Raw genomic sequence first — 18,877 nt, 5'->3', positions numbered from 1 at the left:
TCCGTCTCATTCGTGCAGGCTGCGCGGCGCGGCGATCACGGGGTGCGCCGAGGCCCCATGGCCCGGGATGCCGTGGCCGGCGTCGGTGATCGGCGCCACGTGGCTGCCGTGCTGCTGCAGCGGCCGGTTGCCCGCCAGGCGGCGCAGGGCCACGTAGAAGACCGGCGTGAGGAACAGGCCGAAGGCCGTGACGCCGATCATCCCGGCGAACACCGCCACGCCCATGGCGCTACGCATCTCCGAGCCGGCGCCGGTGGACAGCACCAGGGGCAGCACGCCCATCACGAAGGCCAGCGAGGTCATCAGGATGGGGCGCAACCGCAGGCGGCTGGCCTCGATGGCGGCCTGCACGGGCGTGCGGCCGGCGAACTCCAGTTCCCGCGCGAACTCCACGATCAGGATCGCGTTCTTGGCCGACAGCCCCACCAGCACGATCAGCCCGATCTGGGTGAACACGTTGTTGTCGCCGCGGGTGAGCCACACGCCGGCCATGGCGGCCATCAGGCCCATGGGCACGATCAGGATGATGGCGATGGGCAGCGTCAGGCTTTCGTACTGCGCGGCCAGCACCAGGAACACCAGCAGGATGGCCAGCGGGAACACCAGCACGGCGGAATTGCCGGCCAGGATCTCCTGGTAGGTGAGCTCCGTCCATTCGAAGCCGATGCCCGGCGGCAGCGTCTCGGCGGCGATGCGCTCCACGGCGGCCTGCGCCTGGCCCGACGAGAAGCCGGGCGCGGGACCGCCGTTCACGTCGGCCGACAGGAAGCCGTTGTAGCGCATGGCGCGCTCGGGGCCGAAGCTGTTCTCGATCTTCATGAGGGCCGACAGCGGCACCATTTCGCCCGTGGTGGAACGCACCTTGAGCAGGCCGACGTCCTCCGCCCGCGCCCGGTAGGGCGCATCGGCCTGCACGCGCACGCTGTAGGTGCGGCCGAACTGGTTGAAGTCGTTGGCGTACAGGCTGCCCAGGTAGATCTGCAGCGTCTCGAAGATGTCCGTCACCGGCACGCCGAGCTGGCGGGCCTTGGTGCGGTCGATGTCGGCGTACAGCTGCGGCACGTTGACCTGCCAGCTGGTGAACAGCCCCGCCAGTTCCGGCGTCTGGTAGGCCTTGGCCATGAAGGCTTTCACGGCCGCGTCCATGGCGCCATAGCCCAGCGAGGCGCGGTCTTCGATCTGCAGCTTGAAGCCGCCCGTCGTGCCCAGCCCCGCCACCGGCGGGGGCGGGAACATGGCGATGAACGCATCCTGGATGCTGCCGAAGGCCTGATTCAACTGGCCGGCCACGGCGCCCCCGCTCTGGTCGGCGCGCCGGCGCTCGGCGAAGGGCTTGAGCGTGACGAACACGATGCCCGCGTTGGAGCTGTTGGTGAAGCCGTTGATCGACAGGCCCGGGAAGGCGATGGCGTCCTCCACGTTGGGGTTCTTCTTCACGATCTCGCCCATGCGGCGGATGACGTCTTCCGTGCGGTCCAGCGTGGCGCCGTCGGGCAGCTGCGCGAAGCCCACCAGGTACTGCTTGTCCTGCGCGGGCACGAAGCCGCCGGGCACGGCCTTGAAGAGGCCCCAGGTCGCGCCGACCAGCACCAGATAGACGGCCAGCATCAGCGCCTTGCGGCCGATCACGCGCCGCACGCCGCCGCTGTAGGCCTCCGAGCCGCGGTGGAACACGCGGTTGAAGCGGCGGAAGAAGCCGCCCAGTACGCGGTCCATGCCGCGGGTGAGCGCATCCTTGGGCTCGTGGTGGCCCTTGAGCAGCAGCGCACTGAGCGCGGGCGACAGCGTGAGCGAGTTGATCGCCGAGATCACGGTGGAGATGGCGATGGTCACCGCGAACTGGCGGTAGAACTGCCCCGTGAGCCCGCTGATGAAGGCCAGCGGCACGAACACGGCCACCAGCACCAGCGCGATGGCGATGATGGGTCCGCTCACCTCGCGCATGGCGCGGTAGGTGGCTTCGCGCGGTGAGAGGCCCGCCTCGATGTTGCGCTCGACGTTCTCCACCACCACGATGGCGTCGTCCACCACGATCCCGATGGCCAGCACCAGCCCGAAGAGCGACAGCGCGTTGATCGAGAAGCCCAGCAGGTGCAGCACCGCGAACGTGCCCACCACCGACACCGGCACGGCCAGCAGCGGGATGATGGAAGCGCGCCAGGTCTGCAGGAAGAGGATCACCACGACCACCACCAGCGCGATGGCTTCCAGCAATGTCTGGATGACCGAGTGGATGGAGGCGCGCACGAACTGCGTGGGGTCGTAGGCGATGCGGAACTCCACGCCCTCGGGCATGTGCTTCTGCAGTTCGGCCATGGTGGCGCGCACGTTGGCCGAGATGTCGAGCGCGTTGGAGCCGGGCGCCTGGAAGACGCCCATGCCCACGGCCGGGTCGTTGTTGAGCAGCGAGCGCAGCGAGTAGTCGGCCGCGCCCAGTTCCAGCCGGGCCACGTCGCGCAGGCGCGTCACGGCCCCGTCGGCGCCGGTCTTGACGATGATGTCGCCGAACTCCTCCACCGTGGCCAGGCGGCCCCGGGCGTTGATCGACAGCTGCATGTCCACACCCGGCAGGCCGGGCGACTGGCCCACCACGCCGGCGGCCGCCTGTACGTTCTGCCCGCGGATGGCGGCCACCACGTCGCCTGCGGAGAGGCCGCGCTGCGCCACCTTCTGCGGGTCCAGCCAGGCGCGCATGGAATAGTCGCCGCCGCCGAAGATCTGCACCTGCCCGACGCCGGGAATGCGGGCCAGCCGGTCCTTCACGTTGAGCACGGCGTAGTTGCGCAGGTAGTCGATGTCGTAGCGGCCGTTGGGCGAGACCATGTGCACGACCATGGTCAGGTCCGGCGCGCTCTTGACCGTGGTGACGCCCAGGCGGCGCACTTCCTCGGGCAGGCGCGGCTCGGCCTGCGAGACGCGGTTCTGCACCAGTTGCTGCGCCTTGTCCGGGTCGGTGCCCAGCGCGAAGGTCACGGTGAGCGTCATCACGCCGTCGGTCGTGGCCTGGCTGCCCATGTAGAGCATGCCTTCCACGCCGTTGATGGATTCCTCCAGCGGCGTGGCCACGGTCTCGGCGATCACCTTGGGGTTGGCGCCGGGGTAGGTGGCGCGCACCACGACGGAGGGCGGCGCCACCTCGGGGTATTCCGAGATCGGCAGCGCCCGCAGGGCGATCAGCCCCGCCAGGAAGATGAGCACCGACAGCACCCCGGCGAAGATGGGGCGGTCGATGAAGAAACGGGAGAGGTTCATGGTGTCGTTCTCTGCTCTCTGGAGCCCTGCGCTCAGGCCGCGGGCTGGCGGGCGGCGGCGCGCGCCTGCGCGCCCTCCCCGCCCAGTTCGGATTTGGCGGCCATGGGCACCTCCTGCGGGGCGACCACGGCGCCGGGGCGCACGCGCTGCAGGCCGTTGACGACGATGCGCTCGCCCGCCTTCAGGCCCGAGGTGACGACGCGCAGGCCATCGACCGGCGCGCCCAGCTGCACCTCGCGGTATTCGGCCTTGTTGCCCTCGCCCACCACCATCACGAACTTCTTGCTCTGGTCCGTGCCCACGGCGCGTTCATTGATCAGCACGGCCTGGGTGCTCTTCGCCTGGCCCATGCGGATGCGGGCGAACTGGCCCGGCATGAGGGCGCCATCGGCGTTGTCGAACACGGCGCGCACGCGCACCGTGCCGCTGCGCGCATCCACCTGGTTGTCGATGAGCTGCAGGTGGCCGGTGTGCGGCATGCTGCCGGCGGTGCCCGTGCCCATCTGCACGGGAATGCGCTCGATGAGCGTGCGGGCGCTCTGGCCGGAGCGCAGCCCTTCCAGCGCGCGGGCCACGATCTGCTCGTCGGTGTCGAAGCTGGCGTAGATCGGGCTGACCGACACCAGCGTCGTGAGCACCGGCGCGCCGGCCCCGGAGCCCACGAGGTTGCCCACAGTGACCTCGATGCGGCCCACGCGGCCCGCGACCGGCGCGCGCACCTGGGTATAGCCCAGATTCAGGCGCGCCGTCTGCAACGCGGCCTGGGCGGCGCGCAGGTTGGCCTCGGCCTCGCGCTGGGCGTTCACGCGTTCGTCGCGCTCGCGCTGGGCGATGGCGTGTTCCTCCCACAGACGGCTGGCGCGCTCCATCTCGCTGCGGGTGTACGACACGCGGGCCTGTGCGGCCACCACCTGGGCATCGGCCCGGTCCACCTCGGCCGCATAGGGCGCCGGGTCCACGGTGAACAGCAGGTCGCCCTGCTTCACCAGCGCGCCTTCGCGGAAGTGCACGGCCTGCACGGCGCCGGCCACGCGCGGGCGGATGTCCACGCGCTGCACGGCCTCGAGCCGGCCGGAGAACTCGTCCCACAGCGCGACGTCCTGCTGCACCACGGCGGCGACGGACACCGGCACGGCCGGGGGCGCGGCATCGGCGGCCGGCGCCTCGGCGTGCGAGGCGGAAAGCCCGAACAGGGCCCCGCCACCGGCCGCGATGGCGGCTGCGGCGCCGGCAGCGGTCCACCAGCGGCGCGCGGGCGAGAAGAGGGAAATGGGTCGGGATGACGGCATGGCAGATCCTTCGGGTGTGTCTGAAAACGGTGGTGTCGCAAGCAAAAAAATCGGTATCGGCACCGGCCGGGCAAAGCCTTCCCCCTCCGGCCCGCAGGCCGGAAAAATGCATCGAAGAGATCGAAAGGGACAGGCCGCGCCCAGGCGCGGAGACGGCAACGGGGCCGGATTCTCAAACCTCAACCATCGTTGAGGTCAATACCTTCCGTGGCAGCGGCGGTGTATTGCGTCCAGCAGGGGGTTCAGCGCGGAGCCGGACATCGGCCGGCCTCCATGAAGCGGCGGAACCGCTCGCGCGCCTCGTCCGCGCACGGACAGGCCTGGGTGCCGGGCTCCAGCAGCGCATCGGGCCAGCGCTCGGCCTTGCGCAGCACGTGCAGCTCCACCGGCAGGCCGGCGGCCTCCAGCCGTGCCGCATAGGCCAGCGTTTCGTCGTGCATCGGATCGGTGTCGCCGACCAGCAGCAGCGTGGGAGGCAGGCCCGCCAGGCGCTGCGCGGTGCCGGGCACGGCATACGGGTGTTCCGCGTCGCGCGCGCAGCGCAGGAACTTCTCCCAGCCCTGGGCCCAGCGGCACGCGTCACTGCCTTCCGTGGCGGCCCGCAGCGACGGCGTGCCGGCGCAGGGGTCGAGCATCGGCGACACCAGGATCTGCCCCGCCAGCGGCGGGTGGGACTGGTCGCGCGCCATCAGGCACACGCCCGCCGCCAGGTTGCCGCCGGCCTCTTCCCCGGCCACATAGACCGGGGCCCCCGTGCCGGCCAGCCGCGTGCGGTAGCGGTAGGCCCACTGCAGCACGGCATAGCCCGTCTCCAGCGGCTGCGGGAACGGATGCTCGGGCGCCAGCGGATAGGCCACCGACACCACCAGCGCCCCGGCTTCCTGCAGCAGGCCGGCGATCGTGCAGCCGCTGTCCAGGTCGCCCGACACGAAGGCCCCGCCATGGAAATGCACGACCAGCGGCGACGTCTCGCCGGTTTTCCTGCGGCCGTACATGCGCACGGCGACGTCCTGCCCCGGCGCCACCGCAATGGTGGATTCGGAGCGGGCGCCATCGGGCATGGAACGGGACGATGTGGTGGTGGGCATGGCGGTGTGGCCGGAAACATTCCGGTGCTGCAAATGTAGGCGTGCGGACAGCGACGATAAACCAGCCGATGCGGGCCTCACTGTTTCCAAAGTCCGAACAATCGGGCCCCTGGCTGCATGTGAGAATTTGCAAGCCCGCCAAGAGGCACCGAGGAAGGAACGCCATGGACCAGATCCAGGCCATGCGCATTTACGCGCGGGTGGTGGAAGCCGGCACGTTCACGCGCGCCGCAGACTCCCTGCAACTGCCCAAAGCCACCGTCACCAAGCACGTCCAGGCGCTGGAAGCGCGCCTGCGCGTGCGCCTGCTCAACCGTACCACGCGGCGCGTGACCGTCACGCCCGACGGCGCGGCCTACTACGACCGCGCCGTGCGCCTGCTGGCCGATTTCGACGACATCGAGGCCAGCATGACCCATGCGCGCGCCACGCCCAGCGGCCGCCTGCGCGTGGACGTGGGCACCTCGATGGCACGGCTGCTCATCATCCCGCACCTGGAGGAGTTCCAGTCGCGCTACCCCGACATCCAGCTCGAGCTGGGCGTGAGCGACCGCATCGTGGACCTGCTCAGCGACAACGTGGACTGCGTGATACGCGGCGGCGAACTCACCGACCAGTCGCTCGTGGCGCGCCGCATCGGCCTGCTGGAGTTCATCACCGTCGCCTCGCCCGCCTACCTGGAACGCCACGGCACGCCGCGCGAACCGCTGGACCTCGAACGCGGCCACCAGAGCGTGATCTATTTCTCGCCGCGCACGTCGCGGCGCTACCCGCTGGAATTCCACCGGGACGGTGAATCGCTGGAAATCGGCGGGCCCTCGCGCCTTGCGGTGAACGAGAGCAATGCCTACCTGGCCGCGCTGCTCGCCGGCCGCGGCGTGGGCCAGATCACCACCATGCAGGCCCAGCGCTACGTGGACCGCGGCGACCTGGTGCGCGTGCTGCCCGAGTGGAGCCATCCGCTGCTGCCGGTCTATGTGGTGTACCCGCCCAACCGGCACCTGAGCGCGAAGGTGCGCGCGTTCGTGGACTGGGCGGCGGAGATCTTCTCCAGGATGCCGCAAGGGGTAGTTTCAACGGCCGGCCGGCAGTAAGGGATAACCGGGGCAAATGTTGCATTTCAGCCATATTGTTAACTTTTTGTAATAAATTACCTATTTGAAAAGATAATCGGGGGCTTCGCGCGCACAACAGGGGAGGGGCGAAGCTGTGATCCATTCGACAACAACATTCGTCACACCGTCGTCCGACCGCGTTCGATTCGAGCTTTTCGGATCCGTCCTGCCGCATCCTGCCGCGCAGGCGTCCCTGGCAACGCAGGCCGCACCCGCCATCGACATCGCGGTAGTGCACCTGGGCGCCTCCACCCTCCGCACGCGCGCGGCCCAGCGCAACGCCCAGTCCCGCGCCGCACGCAGGGTGCTCCGGGCCATGCTGCCCGCCTGCCCTGGCCGCCGCGCACCACGCATCTGCAAGACGGCCCTGGGTGCGCCCTACCTGGAGGGCGGGCCGGACCTGCGCATCAGCATCGCGCACAGCGGCGGCTGGATCGCCTGCGCCACCGCCCCGTCCGCCTGCGTGGGGATCGACATCGAGCAGCCCCGGCAGCGCGACTGGCTGGCCGGCGCGCCCTGGGCACTGCACCCCGCCGAGATCGCCTGGATGCGGGAGAACCCGCAGCAGCAATCCCTGCAGGGGTTGTTGCACTGGTGCCGCAAGGAAGCCCTGGTCAAGGCGCTCGGCCTGGGAATGCACGACAGCGTGCCGTTCCCGGAAATCCGGTTCTCCCCGCAAGGCCTGCTGATCGAGGCGCCCGACCGGTGCGGAGACGTGGGCGCGTGGAATTTCCATACCCGGGTCCTGCGCTCGGGTGCGGTGATGGCGGCTGCATGGCGCTGAGTCGGCCACCGCATGTCGATGTCTGCCTTTTCCCATGCGGCGCCGGCCGCCGGTGCTCTCAGGATGCACATTCCCCTGGCGCGCTGGGCCTGCTGGCCCGCGCCGGGTGAGGCAGCGGCGCAGGCCGCTCCCCGCGCCGATTTCCTCGAGCCCGCCATGCGGCGTCGGGTCGGCGCCCTGGCCCGCGCGGCGCTGCAGGTGGCGCACGACTGCGCGGGGCACCTGCCCAGCGTGCGCATCGTCTTCGCATCCCGCCATGGCGAGCTGGGCCGCACGACCCAGATGCTGCAGGAACTCGCCGAAGGGCAGGAGCTGTCGCCCATGGCGTTCAGCATGTCGGTGCTCAATGCCATCGCCGGCGTCTATTCGATCGCCACGCAGGACCGCGCCCCCGCCACCGCGGTGTCCGCCGCGGAAGGCACGTTCGGCATGGCGCTGCTGGAAGCCGGCCTGCAGTGGGCCGACGACCCCGCGTATCCCGTGCTGCTGCTGTATGCGGACGAACCGGCATCGCCCGTCTACGGGCCCGTGGCCGGGGACCTGTCCCGCCCCCTGGTGCTGGCGCTGCTGCTGGATTCGCACGCGGCGCAAAGCCTGTGCATGGAAATGGCGGAGGCCTCCGGCGCTGCGACCGCCACCGCACAGCCCGAAGCCTTCCTGTCATGCCTGCTCGGCCCGGACGAGGCGTGCTGGACGGACGGCCGCCAACAGTGGACATGGCGCAGGGGACCCGCGGCATGACGCTGAGCTGGGACTACGGCTGGCGCCTGTTCGCCACGGCCCTGTGCTTCACGGCGTTCGGCCTGGGCGGCCTGCTGCTGACGGTGGCGGTGTTCCCCGCCCTGCTGCTCTTCAGGAAGGCCGACCGCATCCGGCATGCCCGCCGGCTCATCCAGCGCGTGTTCGCAGGTTTCCTGCGGCTCGCCGAAACCCTGGGCGTGATGCGCCTGCATGTCTCCGGCGCGCACCGGCTGCGCGACTGCGGCGGCGCACTGGTGCTCGCCAACCACCCCACGCTGATCGACGTGGTGGTGCTGCTCTCGCTCATGCCCACGGCGGGCTGCGTGGTGAAGCGGGCCCTCTGGAAGAACCCCGTGCTCGGCGCCGCCGTGCGGGCGGCCGGCTACATCAGCAATTCGGAGCCCGAAACGCTGGTGGGCGACTGCACGCGGGCCCTGGCGGAGGGCCGGCCGCTCATCATCTTCCCGGAGGGCACGCGCAGCCAGCCCGGCCAGCCGCTGCGCTTCCTGCGCGGCGCCTCTTACATCGCCATCGCGAGCGGGGCTCCCGTCGTTCCGGTGCTGATCGGCTGCCGGCCATCGACGCTCACCAAGCAGGACAAGTGGTACCGCATCCCCCCGCGGCGGTTCGACCTGCGGGTGGAGGTGCTCGAGCCGCTGGCCCGGTGGCATGCCGATGCCGGTGACGCACCGTCGGCCCTCGCCGCCCGGCACCTGACCCAATCCCTGGAAACCCATTTCACCCGAGAAATACAGCGCCATGAATTCACTGAAGCTTGAAATCAAGCGCCTCATCATCGAGACGCTCGACCTGGAAGGCACCACCCCGGACGACATCGCGGACGACGCCCTGCTTTTCGCCGCCGACGGCGTGGGGCTGGATTCCATCGATGCCCTGGAGATCGGCGTCGCGCTGCGCAAGCGCTACCAGATCCAGCTGGAGGCCGGCGATGCCGAGAACCGCCGGCACTTCAGTTCGGTCAGCAGCCTGGCGGAGCTGATCGAATCCCGGCGGCAGTTCGCCTGACCCGTTTCCCTCATCGCCTTTTTCCGACCACGCCCCATGAATACCCAGCACATCCTGGACAAAGTCCGCGACATCCTCGTGGAGACCTTCGAAATCGATGCCAACCGCGTCACGGCGGACGCGAACCTTTTCGAAGACCTCGATCTCGACAGCATCGATGCCGTGGATCTCGCGATCAAGCTGCAGGAAATGACCGGCCGGCGCATCCAGGTGGACCGCTTCAAGAGCGTGCGTACCGTGAGCGACCTCGTCACCACCGTGCAGCACCTGCTGGCGACGGCGGAAACGCCCGCCACCGCCTGACACCATGGTCCTCGCCCCCCTGTGGCAGGCCCTGCCGTGGATCGCCTATCCGGGCCTGATCTACTTCGGCCTGCAGTACCTGGAGCCGCGGTACGTCGCCCTGCTGCTGGCGGCGACGCTGCTGCTGCGCCAGCGCGAGGCGGCGACGCGCTTCCTCTCGGGGCTGTCCCGCGTGGAGCTGCTGGTCCCCGCGGGCCTGCTGGCATGGTCCATCGCCACGGGCGTCGCCAACAACGAGACCATGGTGCGGCTCTACCCCTGCGTGGCGGGGCTGGGCATGCTCTGTCTTTTCGGGGCGTCGCTGGTGAAGCCGCCCTCCATGGTGGAGCGCTTCGCGCGCCTGCGCGAGCCCGACCTGCCGCCCGCGGGCGTGCGCTACACCCGGCATGTCACCCAGGTCTGGTGCGGGTTCTTCATCCTCAACAGCGCCGCGGCCTGCTACACGGCGCTCTACACCTCGCGCGAGGTCTGGTCGCTCTACAACGGCCTGGTCGCCTACGTGCTGATGGGCGCACTGTTCGCAGGCGAGTGGCTGGTGCGCCAGCGCATGCAGGCACGCACCGCGCGCCGCACGGGGCCCTGACCCATGCCGGTGCTGCCACTCCATGCGCTGCCTTCGGTGCCGCGCGCAGGCGATGCCCCCGTGTGCCGCCGCGGCGCGCTCACCGTCACCTGGCGCGCCTTTCTGGAAGGCGTCGCCCGGCGCAGCGAAGGCATCCGCCGGCACGGGGCCGAACGCTGGCTGCTGGCCGCGGACGACGCCTGCGGTTTCGCCACCGGCCTGCTGGCCATCCTGCACGCGGGCCGGCAGGCCGTGATTCCGCCCAACATCCAGCCCGGCACCCTGGCGCGTCTGGCGAGTGCCTACGACGCCGCTCTTGCCGATGTGCCCGGCGCTCCGTGCGATGCCGCCAGCGGCGATGCCTCCGGCCTCGCGCCGATCGATCCCCACCGCCCCGCGATCCACATCTACACCTCCGGCAGCACCGGCGATCCGAAGCCGGTGCGCAAGACGCTGGCGCAGTTCCAGGCCGAGGTGGCGACGCTGGAAGCGCTCTGGGGCGAGGCCATCGGCGGTGCGGGTTTCATCGCGACCGCGCCACACGCGCATTTCTACGGACTGCTGTTCCGCGTGCTCTGGCCCCTCGCCACCGGGCGGGTGTTCGACGCAGCCACCATCGATACGCCGAGCCTGCTGCATGAGCGGCTGGCGTGCTTCGCGCCGGCCGCCGTGCTGGTCAGCAGCCCCGCGCAGCTCACGCGGCTGCCCGAGCTGCTGCCGCTCGGTGGGCTGCGCACCGTCCTGCGCCACGTCTTTTCTTCCGGCGGCCCCCTGCCGGCCGGCACCGCCCTGGTGTTCCGGCAGCAGTTCGGTGAAGCGCCCACCGAAGTGTTCGGCAGCACGGAGACCGGCGGCATCGGCTGGCGGCAGCAGGCGGAGGACGACGCCTGGACGCCCATGCCCGGCATGCGCATCACGCGCGGCGAGCAGGGCGCGCTCCAGTTGCGCTCGCCGTTCCTTCCCGATCCGGATGCCGTCTTCGAGATGGACGATGCGGTGGCGATCTCGCCCGGCGGCGGCCGCTTCCGGCTGCTGGGACGGCTGGACCGCACCGTGAAGATCGAGGAAAAGCGCGTATCCCTGCCGGACCTCGAAGCGCGCCTGGCCTCCCACCCGTGGGTCGCCCAGGCCGCGGCCGTGCTGCTGCAGCGCGGCCGGCTGCGGATCGGCGCCGCGGCGGTGCTCACGCCCGAGGGGCGCGATGCGCTGGAGCGCGAAGGCCACCGCCTGCTCTCCCGTGCGCTGCGGCTGCACCTGTCCGGCCATTTCGACGCGGTCGTTCTGCCGCGCCACTGGCGGTTCCCGCCGCAGCTTCCGGTGAACGAGCGCGGCAAGCTGCCGGCGGCGGCGGTCGCCGCACTGTTCCATGCCGAGGATGATTCCGATGTCCGTGCAGTGGCTGCCTGAAGTCCGCGCCGTGCGGCGCCCCGATGAAGACACCGCCGTGATCGCGATGCACGTGTCCGGCGACATCGCGCATTTCGCCGGCCATTTCCCGGGCTTCCCGATCCTGCCCGGCATCGTGCAGCTGGACTGGGCCGTGCGCTTCGCCGAAGGCCACCTGCCCGCATTCACGCAGCGCGGGGCATTCCGCGCGCTCGAGCAGGTGAAGTTCCAGTCGCTCGTGCTGCCGGGAAAGGACCTGGAGCTGAACCTGTCGTGGAGCCGGGACCGCCAGCGGCTCGCATTCGCCTATGCGGTCGGCGACCGGCAGTGCTCCTCGGGCCGCATCGCCTTCGAGCCCGCGCCATGACGCAAGCCATGGCGTTCCGCCCCTGCATCATCATCCCCATCTACAACCACGGGGACACCATCGCCGCCACGGTCGCCCGGCTCGCGGTGCACGGCCTGCCCATCTACATCGTGGACGACGGCAGCGACGTGCCCACGCAGGCAGCGCTGGCAGCCGTCGCCGCCGCGTGCCCGCAGGTGCACCTGTCGCGCCTGCCCGCCAACCAGGGCAAGGGGGCCGCCGTGATGGACGGCATGCGCCGGGCGCGGCGCGACGGCATGAGCCACGCGCTGCAGATCGATGCGGACGGCCAGCACGACACCGGCGACGTTCCGCGCTTCCTCGCATGCGGCGAACGCCATCCGGACGCCGTGGTGTGCGGCCAGCCCATCTACGACGCCTCGGTGCCGAAGAAGCGGCTCTACGGCCGCTACGTGACGCACTTCTGGGTGTGGGTGGAGACCCTGTCGTTCGCCGTCCGCGATTCGATGTGCGGCTTCCGGCTCTATCCCCTGGCCCCCACCTGCGCGCTCATCGACGCGCAGCGCATTCCCGCGCGGATGGCTTTCGACATCGAGATCATCGTGCGCCTCTGCTGGGCCGGCCTGCCGGTGCGCAACATCCGCACCCGGGTGACCTATCCGGAGGGCGGCCTGTCGCACTTCGACATGCTGCGGGACAACCTGCGCATCTCGTGGATGCACACCCGCCTCAGCCTGGGCATGCTCCCCAGGCTGCCATGGATCGTGGCGCGCCGACTGCGCGGTGCCCCCGTGTCCGCCCCGGCGCAGCCACCGCAGTCACAGCCGCACTGGACGCGGATCACCGAGCGCGGCAGCGCGCTGGGCCTCTCGATCGTGGCGGCCACCTACCGGCTGCTCGGCCCCCGCGCCGTCGGCTGGATGCTCTATCCGATCATCGCGTACTTCCATGCGGCTGCCGGGCCCGCGCGCCGCGCATCGCAGGCCTACCTCGCGCGGGTCCATGCCTGCGGCGGGCTGCCCCGGCCGCCCCGTGCCCGCGACAGTTTCCGGCACATGATGGCCTTCGCGCGCTCCAGCGTCGAGAAACTGGCGGCGTGGAGCGGCAAGGCCACGGCAACCCGCGTGCATTTCCCGCAGCAGGCGCTGTTCGCCGAACTGGTCGCCTCGCGGCGCGGCGCACTGCTCGTCAGCGCGCACCTGGGCAACCTGGAGATGGCGCGTGCCATGGCCCACGCCGGGCAGCAGGTCACGGTGAACGCCGTGATGTACACGGACCACGCCCAGCGCTTCCACCGGATGCTCTCGCGCGTGAACGGCGGCTTCGATTTCAACCTGCTGCAGGTCTCCAGCCTGGGGCCCGATACGGCCATCCTGCTGCAGGAAAAGATCGACCGCGGCGAGCTGCTGGTCATCGTGGGCGACCGCACGCCGCCGGGTGCCCCGGGGCAGGCCTCCCGCACCTGCACGGCCGATTTCCTCGGCGAACCCGCCCTCTTTCCGGAGGGCCCGTTCATCCTCGCGAGCCTGCTGGACTGCCCCGTCTATCTGTTCTTCTGCCTGCCCGGCCCGGACGGCTATACCATCCACTTCGAACCATTCGCGGAGCGCATCGAGCTGCCACGCCGCGAACGCAAGCAGCGCCTGCAGGAATACGTGCGCGCCTATGCGCGCCGCCTGGAGTCCTACTGCCTGGCCGCGCCGCTGCAATGGTTCAACTTCTTCGATTTCTGGCACACCGCGGCGCCCCCCGTCCCCACACCGCCGCGACCCGCCGGCGAGGCCCCCATCCACCCCCGCACCGAATGAATCCGCTTTTGCTTTCCGCCAGCATCGACGTCGAGATCCCGTTCCACGACGTGGACACCATGGACGTCGCCTGGCACGGCCACTACGTCAAGTATTTCGAGCTGGCCCGCTGCGCCCTGCTGCGCCGCTTCGACTACGACTACCCGCAGATGAAGGCTTCGGGCTACCTCTGGCCCGTCGTCGAATGCCACCTGAAATACGTGCGCCCCGCGCTGTACGGCCAGCGCGTGCGGGTCGAGGCGGCACTGGCCGAATACGAGAACCGCATCAAGATCCGCTACGAGATCCGCGACGCAGCCAGCGGCACGACCCTGACCAAGGGCCACACGGTGCAGCTGGCCGTGGATGCGGCCACCCGGGAGCTGCAGTTCGTCTCGCCGCCCATCGTGTTCGCCAACCTGGAGCGCGCATGCGCACGCTGACCGCCGCACTGCGCCTGGCAGCGCTCGCCCTGTGGCTGGCCCTGCCCCTCCACGCGGCCAGCGCCGGCACCGCCACGTTGTCCAGCCTCGCGCAGCATGTCGCGCAGCATCCGGTGGTCCGGGCCGAATTCACGCAGACCCGGCAGATGGCAGCGCTCAAGCGCCCCGTGGTCACGACCGGCAGGATCGTCTATTCGCGCGAACGCGGCGTGCTGTGGCAGATCGAGAAGCCCTACGCGATGACCTACGTGCTGCAGGACGACAAGGTGGTGGAGATCGGTGCCGACGGGCAGCGGCGCGAGCGCCAGGTGCAGGGCCTGGCCGAGATCGGCCGTGTCTTCCGCGCGGTGCTGAGCGCCGACACGCAGGCACTGGCCGGCTACTTCGACATCGCCGTGCAGGGCACCACCGCGCAGTGGACACTGGAGCTGAAGCCACGCCAGCCCCAGATGGCGCAGGTCATGGAACGCATCCAGATCACCGGCGACCAGTTCGTGCAGACGCTGCGCATGGACGAGGCAGGCGGCGACAGCACGTCCCTGAGGTTCCGCGGCACGCAGGGCGCGGACACGCTCTCGGACGCCGAGCTGCAGCGCTTCAACGGCGTGCCCCGCACCCCATGAGCGCGGTCCGCCTGCGCGCGTGGGTCTGGCTGGCCATCGCGGTCCTGCTGGGTGCCGCATGCGTGCTCCAGTTCACGCACTCCGCGCGCCTGCAGACCAACCTGCTGACGCTGCTGCCCGCGACCGAGCGCAATCCCGTAGCGGAAGACGCGGTGAACCGGCTGGCGGATACCGTGGGCAACCGCGCGGTGTTCCTGGTGGGCGGCGTGCCGCTGGAGACCGCGGCCCGCGCCGCGCGCGAATTCGCCCGGGCGCTCCAGGATGCGCGCGCCTTCCGCCAGGTCACTTCCGACATCCCGCCCACCGACCTGGGGCGGCTGACGGCCATCTACCGGGAGCACCGCCACAGCCTGCTTTCCGCGGCAGACCGCGAGGCGCTCCGCGCAGGCCACCCGGCGCTCGCCGAACGCCTGCAAGCCAAGTTGAACGCTCCCCTGCGCCTGGGGCTGTCGCTGCCGCTGGCGGACGACCCTTTCGGCTTCGCCGATGCGTGGCTGGCCGCGCTGCCGCTGGCCGACCTCCGGATCCAGCCCGCCGACGGCCTGCTGGTGGTGCGCGACCACGGCGCAGCCTGGGTGCTGGTGACGGCGGAACTGAAGGGATCGGCCTACGACGACCGCATCCAGCGGCCGGTGCTGCGCGCCACCACCGACGCGGAACACGCGCTCGCCCGCGCATTCCCCGAGGTGCGGCTGCTGCGCGCCGGCACCGTCTTCTATGCCCAGGCCGCGCGCTCCAGCGCCGAAACCGAATTCCACCTCATCGGCGCGGGATCGCTGGTGGGCATGCTCGTGCTGCTCTACCTCGTCTTCCGCTCGCCGCGCCCGCTGGCCCTGGGCCTGCTGTCGGTGGCGTTCGGCATCTGCGCGGGGCTGGTCGCCACCATCCAGGTGTACGGGGAGATCCACCTCATCACCCTGGTCTTCGGCGCCAGCCTGATCGGCGAGGCGATCGACTACTCGGTGCAGTATTTCGCGGCCCACCTCGGGGCCGGTCCGGCGTGGGAACCGATTGGCGCGCTGCGCCGCATCACGCCGGGCCTCGCCATGGCGCTCGCCACCAGCCTGCTGGGCTACGGCGCGCTGTGGTTCGCGCCGTTCCCGGCGCTGTCGCAGATAGCTCTGTTCGCCCTCGCGGGCCTGTCCGCGGCCTGGCTGAGCGTCTTCCTGCTGCTGCCGGCCCTGCTGCGGCGCCCCAGTACCCGGGACCCGGCCGCGGCCTTCCAGCTGCCCCGGCGGCTGCTGGCCTGGTGGCAGGCCCACATGGACCTGCGGCGCTGCCTGCTGCTCATGGGCGGGCTGCTGATCGCCGCCGTGCCGGGGTGGTGGCAATTGCGCGGCGACGACGACATCCGGCTGCTCATCGACCGACCGGCCGCACTGCTCGCACAGGAGCAGCAACTCCGGGAACTGGCGGGCCTGGGCCAGACCGGCCAGTTCATCCTCGTCGAAGGCGCGACCCCGGACGAGGTCCTGGCCCGCGAGGAAGCGCTGTCCACGCGGCTGGCACCACTGGTGGCCAGCGGCGCCCTGGGCGGATGGCAGGCGCTGTCATCGTTCGTCCCCTCCGCGCAGCGCCAGAGCGACAACCGTGCGCTGCTGGCCGAACACGTCTATGCCGACGAATCCGCGCTGCGCACCCTGCTGGACGACGCGGGTGTGCGCGACGACGTCGCCGCACGGCAGAAGCCGCAGTTCCTGGCTGCCGGGGGCCGGACGCTCTCGCTGCAGGACTGGCTGCAGGCCCCCATCTCCGCCCCGTTCCGCCACCTGTGGCTGGGTGCGACCCCGCACGGCTACGCCAGCATCGTGCTGCCGCAGGGGATGCAGCGGCCTGCCGACGTTCGCCGGGCGGTGGACGCGCTGCCGGGCGTGGCATTCGTGGACAAGGCCGGCAGCATCTCTGCGCTCTTCCACCAGTACCGGCTGGGCAGCGTGCAGTGGCTGGTGTGCGCCCTGGCGCTCGTGTACGGCGTGCTGTGCCTGCGCTACGGCGCCCGCAAGGCCACCGGCGTGCTCGCCCCGACCGTGCTCGCCATGGGGCTGGCCCTGGCCTGCTTCGGCTACGCGCACGTGCCGCTCACGCTGTTCCACCTCATGGGGCTGATGCTGGTGCTCGGCGTGGGCGTCAACTACCCGATCTTCCTGCTGGAAGGCGGGGGGAACGAAGCGGCGACGCTCTCGGGCGTGCTGCTGTCCGCGGGCACCACGCTGCTCTCGTTTGGCCTGCTGGCCTTCAGCTCGATGCCCGCCCTGTCGGGGTTCGGCGCTACGCTGCTCGTGGGCATCGGCATGTCCGTGCTGCTGTCGCCGGTGGTGCTGAGCCTGGACGCACGGAGGCCGCGATGACGCCGCGAAAGGCATGGATCGCCGTGCAGGCAGCCCGGCTGGCGGGCCTGGCTGCCATGGCCGCGGCCCTGGCCGGCTGCGGCCCGGACGATGGCCGCTGCGCACCGCTGCCCGGCGGCGGGCAGTACTGCCTGCAGCCCACGGCCGACGTGGCGCCCTTCGACGCCCAGCAGAAGGCGACGGTGCAATTGCGCGGCCATGCCGAAACCATGATCGTGCAGATGGAAGTGGACGCACAGGGCATCCGCTTCGTCGGATTGACGCCCTTCGGCCACAAGGTGGTGGACGTGGAATACGACAACCGCGCCGTGCGGGCCCATGTGCTGCCCGACCGGCGCCTGGACGCGCGGCTGCTGCTGGCGCTCGTGCAGATCGCCCAATGGCCCGAAGGCAGCGTGCGGGCCGGCCTGTCTGCGGGCCTGTCGCTGGACGCGACCGATTCCCATCATGTCCGCGTGCAGGACAGGGATGGCGCCACGGTGGTGGCGGTACGCCGCGCGGGAGACGCCCCGCCCTACGACCGTGCGGACATCGACCTGCCCGGCCCCGGCCTCGCGCTCGCCCTGGACACCCTGCCGGCCCCGGATGCCGCGGAGCCTTCGCCATGACCTCCCGCATCTACCTGCCGGCCCTGGGCCTGGTCAACGCCCTGGGGCACTCCGTGGACGCCGTGGCGGACGGGCTGTTCCGCGGCGACACCACGGGCCTGGTGCTGGAGGATGGCTGGATTCCCGGGCGCCCCGCCCGCATCGGCCGCGCACGGCCCCCGGACCTGCCCGCCATCCCGGAGGCGCTCGCGGCCTGGGACTGCCGCAACAACCGGCTGCTGCTGCAGGCGCTCGCGCAGATCGCCCCGGCAGTGGACGAGGCCGTGGCCCGCTACGGCCGTCCGCGCATCGGCGTGGTGCTGGGCACCAGCACCTCGGGCGTGGCCGAGGGCGAGGCGGCCCTGGCCCACCACCGCGCCCATGCCAGCCTGCCCCGCGGCTACGCCTATACGCAGCAGGAAATCGGCATGCCCGGGCCCTTCCTCGCACGCTACCTGGGCCTCGGCGGCCCGGCTTATACCGTCTCGACGGCCTGCACATCGAGCGCCAAGGCCTTCGCCAGCGCGCGGCGGCTGCTGCGCCACGGCCTGTGCGACGCGGTGCTCGTGGGCGGCGTGGATTCGCTCTGCCGCCTGACGGTCAACGGCTTCACCTCGCTCGAATCCACGTCGCCCGATGTCTGCAACCCCATGAGCCGCCACCGCCGCGGCATCAACATCGGGGAAGGCGCCGCGCTGTTCCTCATGACCCGCGAGCCGGCCCCCGTCGAACTCCTGGGCATCGGGGAGTCCAGCGACGCCCACCACATCTCCGCGCCCCATCCGGAGGGCCTCGGTGCCGAACTGGCGATGCGGGCCGCGCTCGCGGACGCACGGCTGCCGCCCGCCGCCGTCGGCTACCTGAACCTGCATGCCACCGCCACGCCCAAGAACGACCAGATGGAAAGCCTCGCGGTGGCGCGCGTCTTCGCGGACGGCGTCTGCGCCAGCGGCACCAAGCCGCTCACGGGCCACACGCTCGGTGCGGCCGGCGCGACCGAACTGGCCTTCTGCTGGCTGGCCGTCACGCGCGGACTGATCCCGCCCCACGTCTGGGACGGGCAGCCGGACCCGGAGCTCGCGCCCCTGCGCCTGGCAGGCCCCGGCGAGCGCTTCGCACCGGGCGCGCAGCGCATCGCCATGAGCAATTCGTTCGCCTTCGGCGGCAGCAACGCGAGCCTGCTGGTGGGCCTCTGCCCGGAAAGATAATCGCCCG

At 70.8% G+C, this 18,877-nt stretch carries 18 protein-coding genes; 15 read left to right on the top strand and 3 right to left on the bottom strand.

The features are described from left to right. Window positions 1–6 precede the first annotated feature (6 nt). The 3 genes from ACAV_RS06845 to ACAV_RS06835 form a co-directional block, all read right to left on the bottom strand. Complete coding sequence (locus tag ACAV_RS06845; RefSeq protein WP_013593847.1) at window positions 7–3,252, bottom strand: efflux RND transporter permease subunit; 3,246 nt, start codon at window positions 3,250–3,252, stop codon at window positions 7–9. Between the two features lie 32 nt (window positions 3,253–3,284). Next, window positions 3,285–4,541, bottom strand: a complete 1,257-nt coding sequence (locus tag ACAV_RS06840) for an efflux RND transporter periplasmic adaptor subunit (RefSeq protein ID WP_013593846.1) — start codon at window positions 4,539–4,541, stop codon at window positions 3,285–3,287. Window positions 4,542–4,783: 242 nt separating this feature from the next. Beyond that, on the bottom strand, window positions 4,784–5,629 hold the full coding sequence (locus ACAV_RS06835; RefSeq protein WP_041828617.1) for an alpha/beta hydrolase: 846 nt from the start codon (window positions 5,627–5,629) through the stop codon (window positions 4,784–4,786). Between the two features lie 164 nt (window positions 5,630–5,793). Between ACAV_RS06835 and ACAV_RS06830 the strand changes: the two genes are divergently transcribed. From ACAV_RS06830 to ACAV_RS06765, 15 genes are all read left to right on the top strand, one after another. Beyond that, the gene (locus ACAV_RS06830; protein WP_013593844.1) at window positions 5,794–6,723 is read left to right on the top strand and encodes a LysR family transcriptional regulator; all 930 of its coding nucleotides are present in this window, start codon (window positions 5,794–5,796) and stop codon (window positions 6,721–6,723) included. Window positions 6,724–6,838: 115 nt separating this feature from the next. Next, on the top strand, window positions 6,839–7,528 hold the full coding sequence (locus ACAV_RS23790) for a 4'-phosphopantetheinyl transferase family protein (protein WP_013593843.1): 690 nt from the start codon (window positions 6,839–6,841) through the stop codon (window positions 7,526–7,528). 12 nt (window positions 7,529–7,540) lie between these two features. Continuing rightward, window positions 7,541–8,269 carry a beta-ketoacyl synthase chain length factor gene (locus ACAV_RS06820; RefSeq protein ID WP_081463116.1) on the top strand — a complete coding sequence of 243 codons (729 nt, stop codon included), beginning with the start codon at window positions 7,541–7,543 and terminating at the stop codon, window positions 8,267–8,269. Beyond that, entirely contained in the window at window positions 8,266–9,048 is a 783-nt protein-coding gene (locus ACAV_RS06815; protein ID WP_013593841.1) for a lysophospholipid acyltransferase family protein, read from the top strand. The genes ACAV_RS06820 and ACAV_RS06815 overlap by 4 nt, the downstream gene beginning before the upstream one ends. Then, window positions 9,029–9,295: a phosphopantetheine-binding protein gene (locus tag ACAV_RS06810; protein ID WP_013593840.1), complete on the top strand. Its 267-nt coding sequence runs from the start codon at window positions 9,029–9,031 to the stop codon at window positions 9,293–9,295. Before ACAV_RS06815 ends, ACAV_RS06810 begins: the two co-directional genes overlap by 20 nt. A gap of 36 nt (window positions 9,296–9,331) precedes the next feature. Beyond that, entirely contained in the window at window positions 9,332–9,598 is a 267-nt protein-coding gene (locus ACAV_RS06805; RefSeq protein WP_013593839.1) for an acyl carrier protein, read from the top strand. A gap of 4 nt (window positions 9,599–9,602) precedes the next feature. Continuing rightward, on the top strand, window positions 9,603–10,181 hold the full coding sequence (locus ACAV_RS06800; protein WP_013593838.1) for a COG4648 family protein: 579 nt from the start codon (window positions 9,603–9,605) through the stop codon (window positions 10,179–10,181). 3 nt (window positions 10,182–10,184) lie between these two features. After that, window positions 10,185–11,567, top strand: a complete 1,383-nt coding sequence (locus ACAV_RS06795) for an AMP-binding protein (RefSeq protein ID WP_013593837.1) — start codon at window positions 10,185–10,187, stop codon at window positions 11,565–11,567. Continuing rightward, window positions 11,545–11,913, top strand: coding sequence for a 3-hydroxyacyl-ACP dehydratase FabZ family protein (locus ACAV_RS24320; protein ID WP_013593836.1), 369 nt, complete (start codon window positions 11,545–11,547; stop codon window positions 11,911–11,913). Before ACAV_RS06795 ends, ACAV_RS24320 begins: the two co-directional genes overlap by 23 nt. After that, on the top strand, window positions 11,910–13,682 hold the full coding sequence (locus tag ACAV_RS06790) for a glycosyltransferase family 2 protein (protein WP_013593835.1): 1,773 nt from the start codon (window positions 11,910–11,912) through the stop codon (window positions 13,680–13,682). Before ACAV_RS24320 ends, ACAV_RS06790 begins: the two co-directional genes overlap by 4 nt. Next, a complete protein-coding gene (locus ACAV_RS06785) occupies window positions 13,679–14,104 on the top strand; it encodes an acyl-CoA thioesterase (RefSeq protein WP_013593834.1) in 426 nt (141 codons plus the stop codon). Before ACAV_RS06790 ends, ACAV_RS06785 begins: the two co-directional genes overlap by 4 nt. After that, the gene (locus ACAV_RS06780) at window positions 14,092–14,727 is read left to right on the top strand and encodes an outer membrane lipoprotein carrier protein LolA (protein ID WP_013593833.1); all 636 of its coding nucleotides are present in this window, start codon (window positions 14,092–14,094) and stop codon (window positions 14,725–14,727) included. Before ACAV_RS06785 ends, ACAV_RS06780 begins: the two co-directional genes overlap by 13 nt. After that, the gene (locus tag ACAV_RS06775; RefSeq protein WP_013593832.1) at window positions 14,724–17,075 is read left to right on the top strand and encodes an MMPL family transporter; all 2,352 of its coding nucleotides are present in this window, start codon (window positions 14,724–14,726) and stop codon (window positions 17,073–17,075) included. Before ACAV_RS06780 ends, ACAV_RS06775 begins: the two co-directional genes overlap by 4 nt. Next, window positions 17,072–17,683, top strand: coding sequence for a DUF3261 domain-containing protein (locus ACAV_RS06770; protein WP_013593831.1), 612 nt, complete (start codon window positions 17,072–17,074; stop codon window positions 17,681–17,683). The genes ACAV_RS06775 and ACAV_RS06770 overlap by 4 nt, the downstream gene beginning before the upstream one ends. Further along, window positions 17,680–18,870, top strand: a complete 1,191-nt coding sequence (locus ACAV_RS06765; protein ID WP_013593830.1) for a beta-ketoacyl-[acyl-carrier-protein] synthase family protein — start codon at window positions 17,680–17,682, stop codon at window positions 18,868–18,870. The genes ACAV_RS06770 and ACAV_RS06765 overlap by 4 nt, the downstream gene beginning before the upstream one ends. The last annotated feature ends 7 nt before the right edge of the window (window positions 18,871–18,877 follow it).

The sequence above is a fragment of the Paracidovorax avenae ATCC 19860 genome (assembly GCF_000176855.2).
In the GTDB taxonomy this organism is placed as follows: domain Bacteria; phylum Pseudomonadota; class Gammaproteobacteria; order Burkholderiales; family Burkholderiaceae_C; genus Paracidovorax; species Paracidovorax avenae.
The sequence above is the reverse complement of the archived record's forward strand: the minus strand, read 5'-3'. Positions and strand labels throughout refer to the sequence as shown.

What these genes read in the sequence shown, in the direction of transcription:
- ACAV_RS06845 (WP_013593847.1), bottom strand. Translation starts at nt 3,252, where the DNA reads ATGAACCTCTCCCGTTTCTTCATCGACCGCCCCATCTTCGCCGGGGTG.
- ACAV_RS06840 (WP_013593846.1), bottom strand. Translation starts at nt 4,541, where the DNA reads ATGCCGTCATCCCGACCCATTTCCCTCTTCTCGCCCGCGCGCCGCTGG.
- ACAV_RS06835 (WP_041828617.1), bottom strand. Translation starts at nt 5,629, where the DNA reads ATGCCCACCACCACATCGTCCCGTTCCATGCCCGATGGCGCCCGCTCC.
- ACAV_RS06830 (WP_013593844.1), top strand. Translation starts at nt 5,794, where the DNA reads ATGGACCAGATCCAGGCCATGCGCATTTACGCGCGGGTGGTGGAAGCC.
- ACAV_RS06820 (WP_081463116.1), top strand. Translation starts at nt 7,541, where the DNA reads ATGTCGATGTCTGCCTTTTCCCATGCGGCGCCGGCCGCCGGTGCTCTC.
- ACAV_RS06815 (WP_013593841.1), top strand. Translation starts at nt 8,266, where the DNA reads ATGACGCTGAGCTGGGACTACGGCTGGCGCCTGTTCGCCACGGCCCTG.
- ACAV_RS06810 (WP_013593840.1), top strand. Translation starts at nt 9,029, where the DNA reads ATGAATTCACTGAAGCTTGAAATCAAGCGCCTCATCATCGAGACGCTC.
- ACAV_RS06805 (WP_013593839.1), top strand. Translation starts at nt 9,332, where the DNA reads ATGAATACCCAGCACATCCTGGACAAAGTCCGCGACATCCTCGTGGAG.
- ACAV_RS06800 (WP_013593838.1), top strand. Translation starts at nt 9,603, where the DNA reads ATGGTCCTCGCCCCCCTGTGGCAGGCCCTGCCGTGGATCGCCTATCCG.
- ACAV_RS06795 (WP_013593837.1), top strand. Translation starts at nt 10,185, where the DNA reads ATGCCGGTGCTGCCACTCCATGCGCTGCCTTCGGTGCCGCGCGCAGGC.
- ACAV_RS24320 (WP_013593836.1), top strand. Translation starts at nt 11,545, where the DNA reads ATGTCCGTGCAGTGGCTGCCTGAAGTCCGCGCCGTGCGGCGCCCCGAT.
- ACAV_RS06790 (WP_013593835.1), top strand. Translation starts at nt 11,910, where the DNA reads ATGACGCAAGCCATGGCGTTCCGCCCCTGCATCATCATCCCCATCTAC.
- ACAV_RS06785 (WP_013593834.1), top strand. Translation starts at nt 13,679, where the DNA reads ATGAATCCGCTTTTGCTTTCCGCCAGCATCGACGTCGAGATCCCGTTC.
- ACAV_RS06780 (WP_013593833.1), top strand. Translation starts at nt 14,092, where the DNA reads ATGCGCACGCTGACCGCCGCACTGCGCCTGGCAGCGCTCGCCCTGTGG.
- ACAV_RS06775 (WP_013593832.1), top strand. Translation starts at nt 14,724, where the DNA reads ATGAGCGCGGTCCGCCTGCGCGCGTGGGTCTGGCTGGCCATCGCGGTC.
- ACAV_RS06770 (WP_013593831.1), top strand. Translation starts at nt 17,072, where the DNA reads ATGACGCCGCGAAAGGCATGGATCGCCGTGCAGGCAGCCCGGCTGGCG.
- ACAV_RS06765 (WP_013593830.1), top strand. Translation starts at nt 17,680, where the DNA reads ATGACCTCCCGCATCTACCTGCCGGCCCTGGGCCTGGTCAACGCCCTG.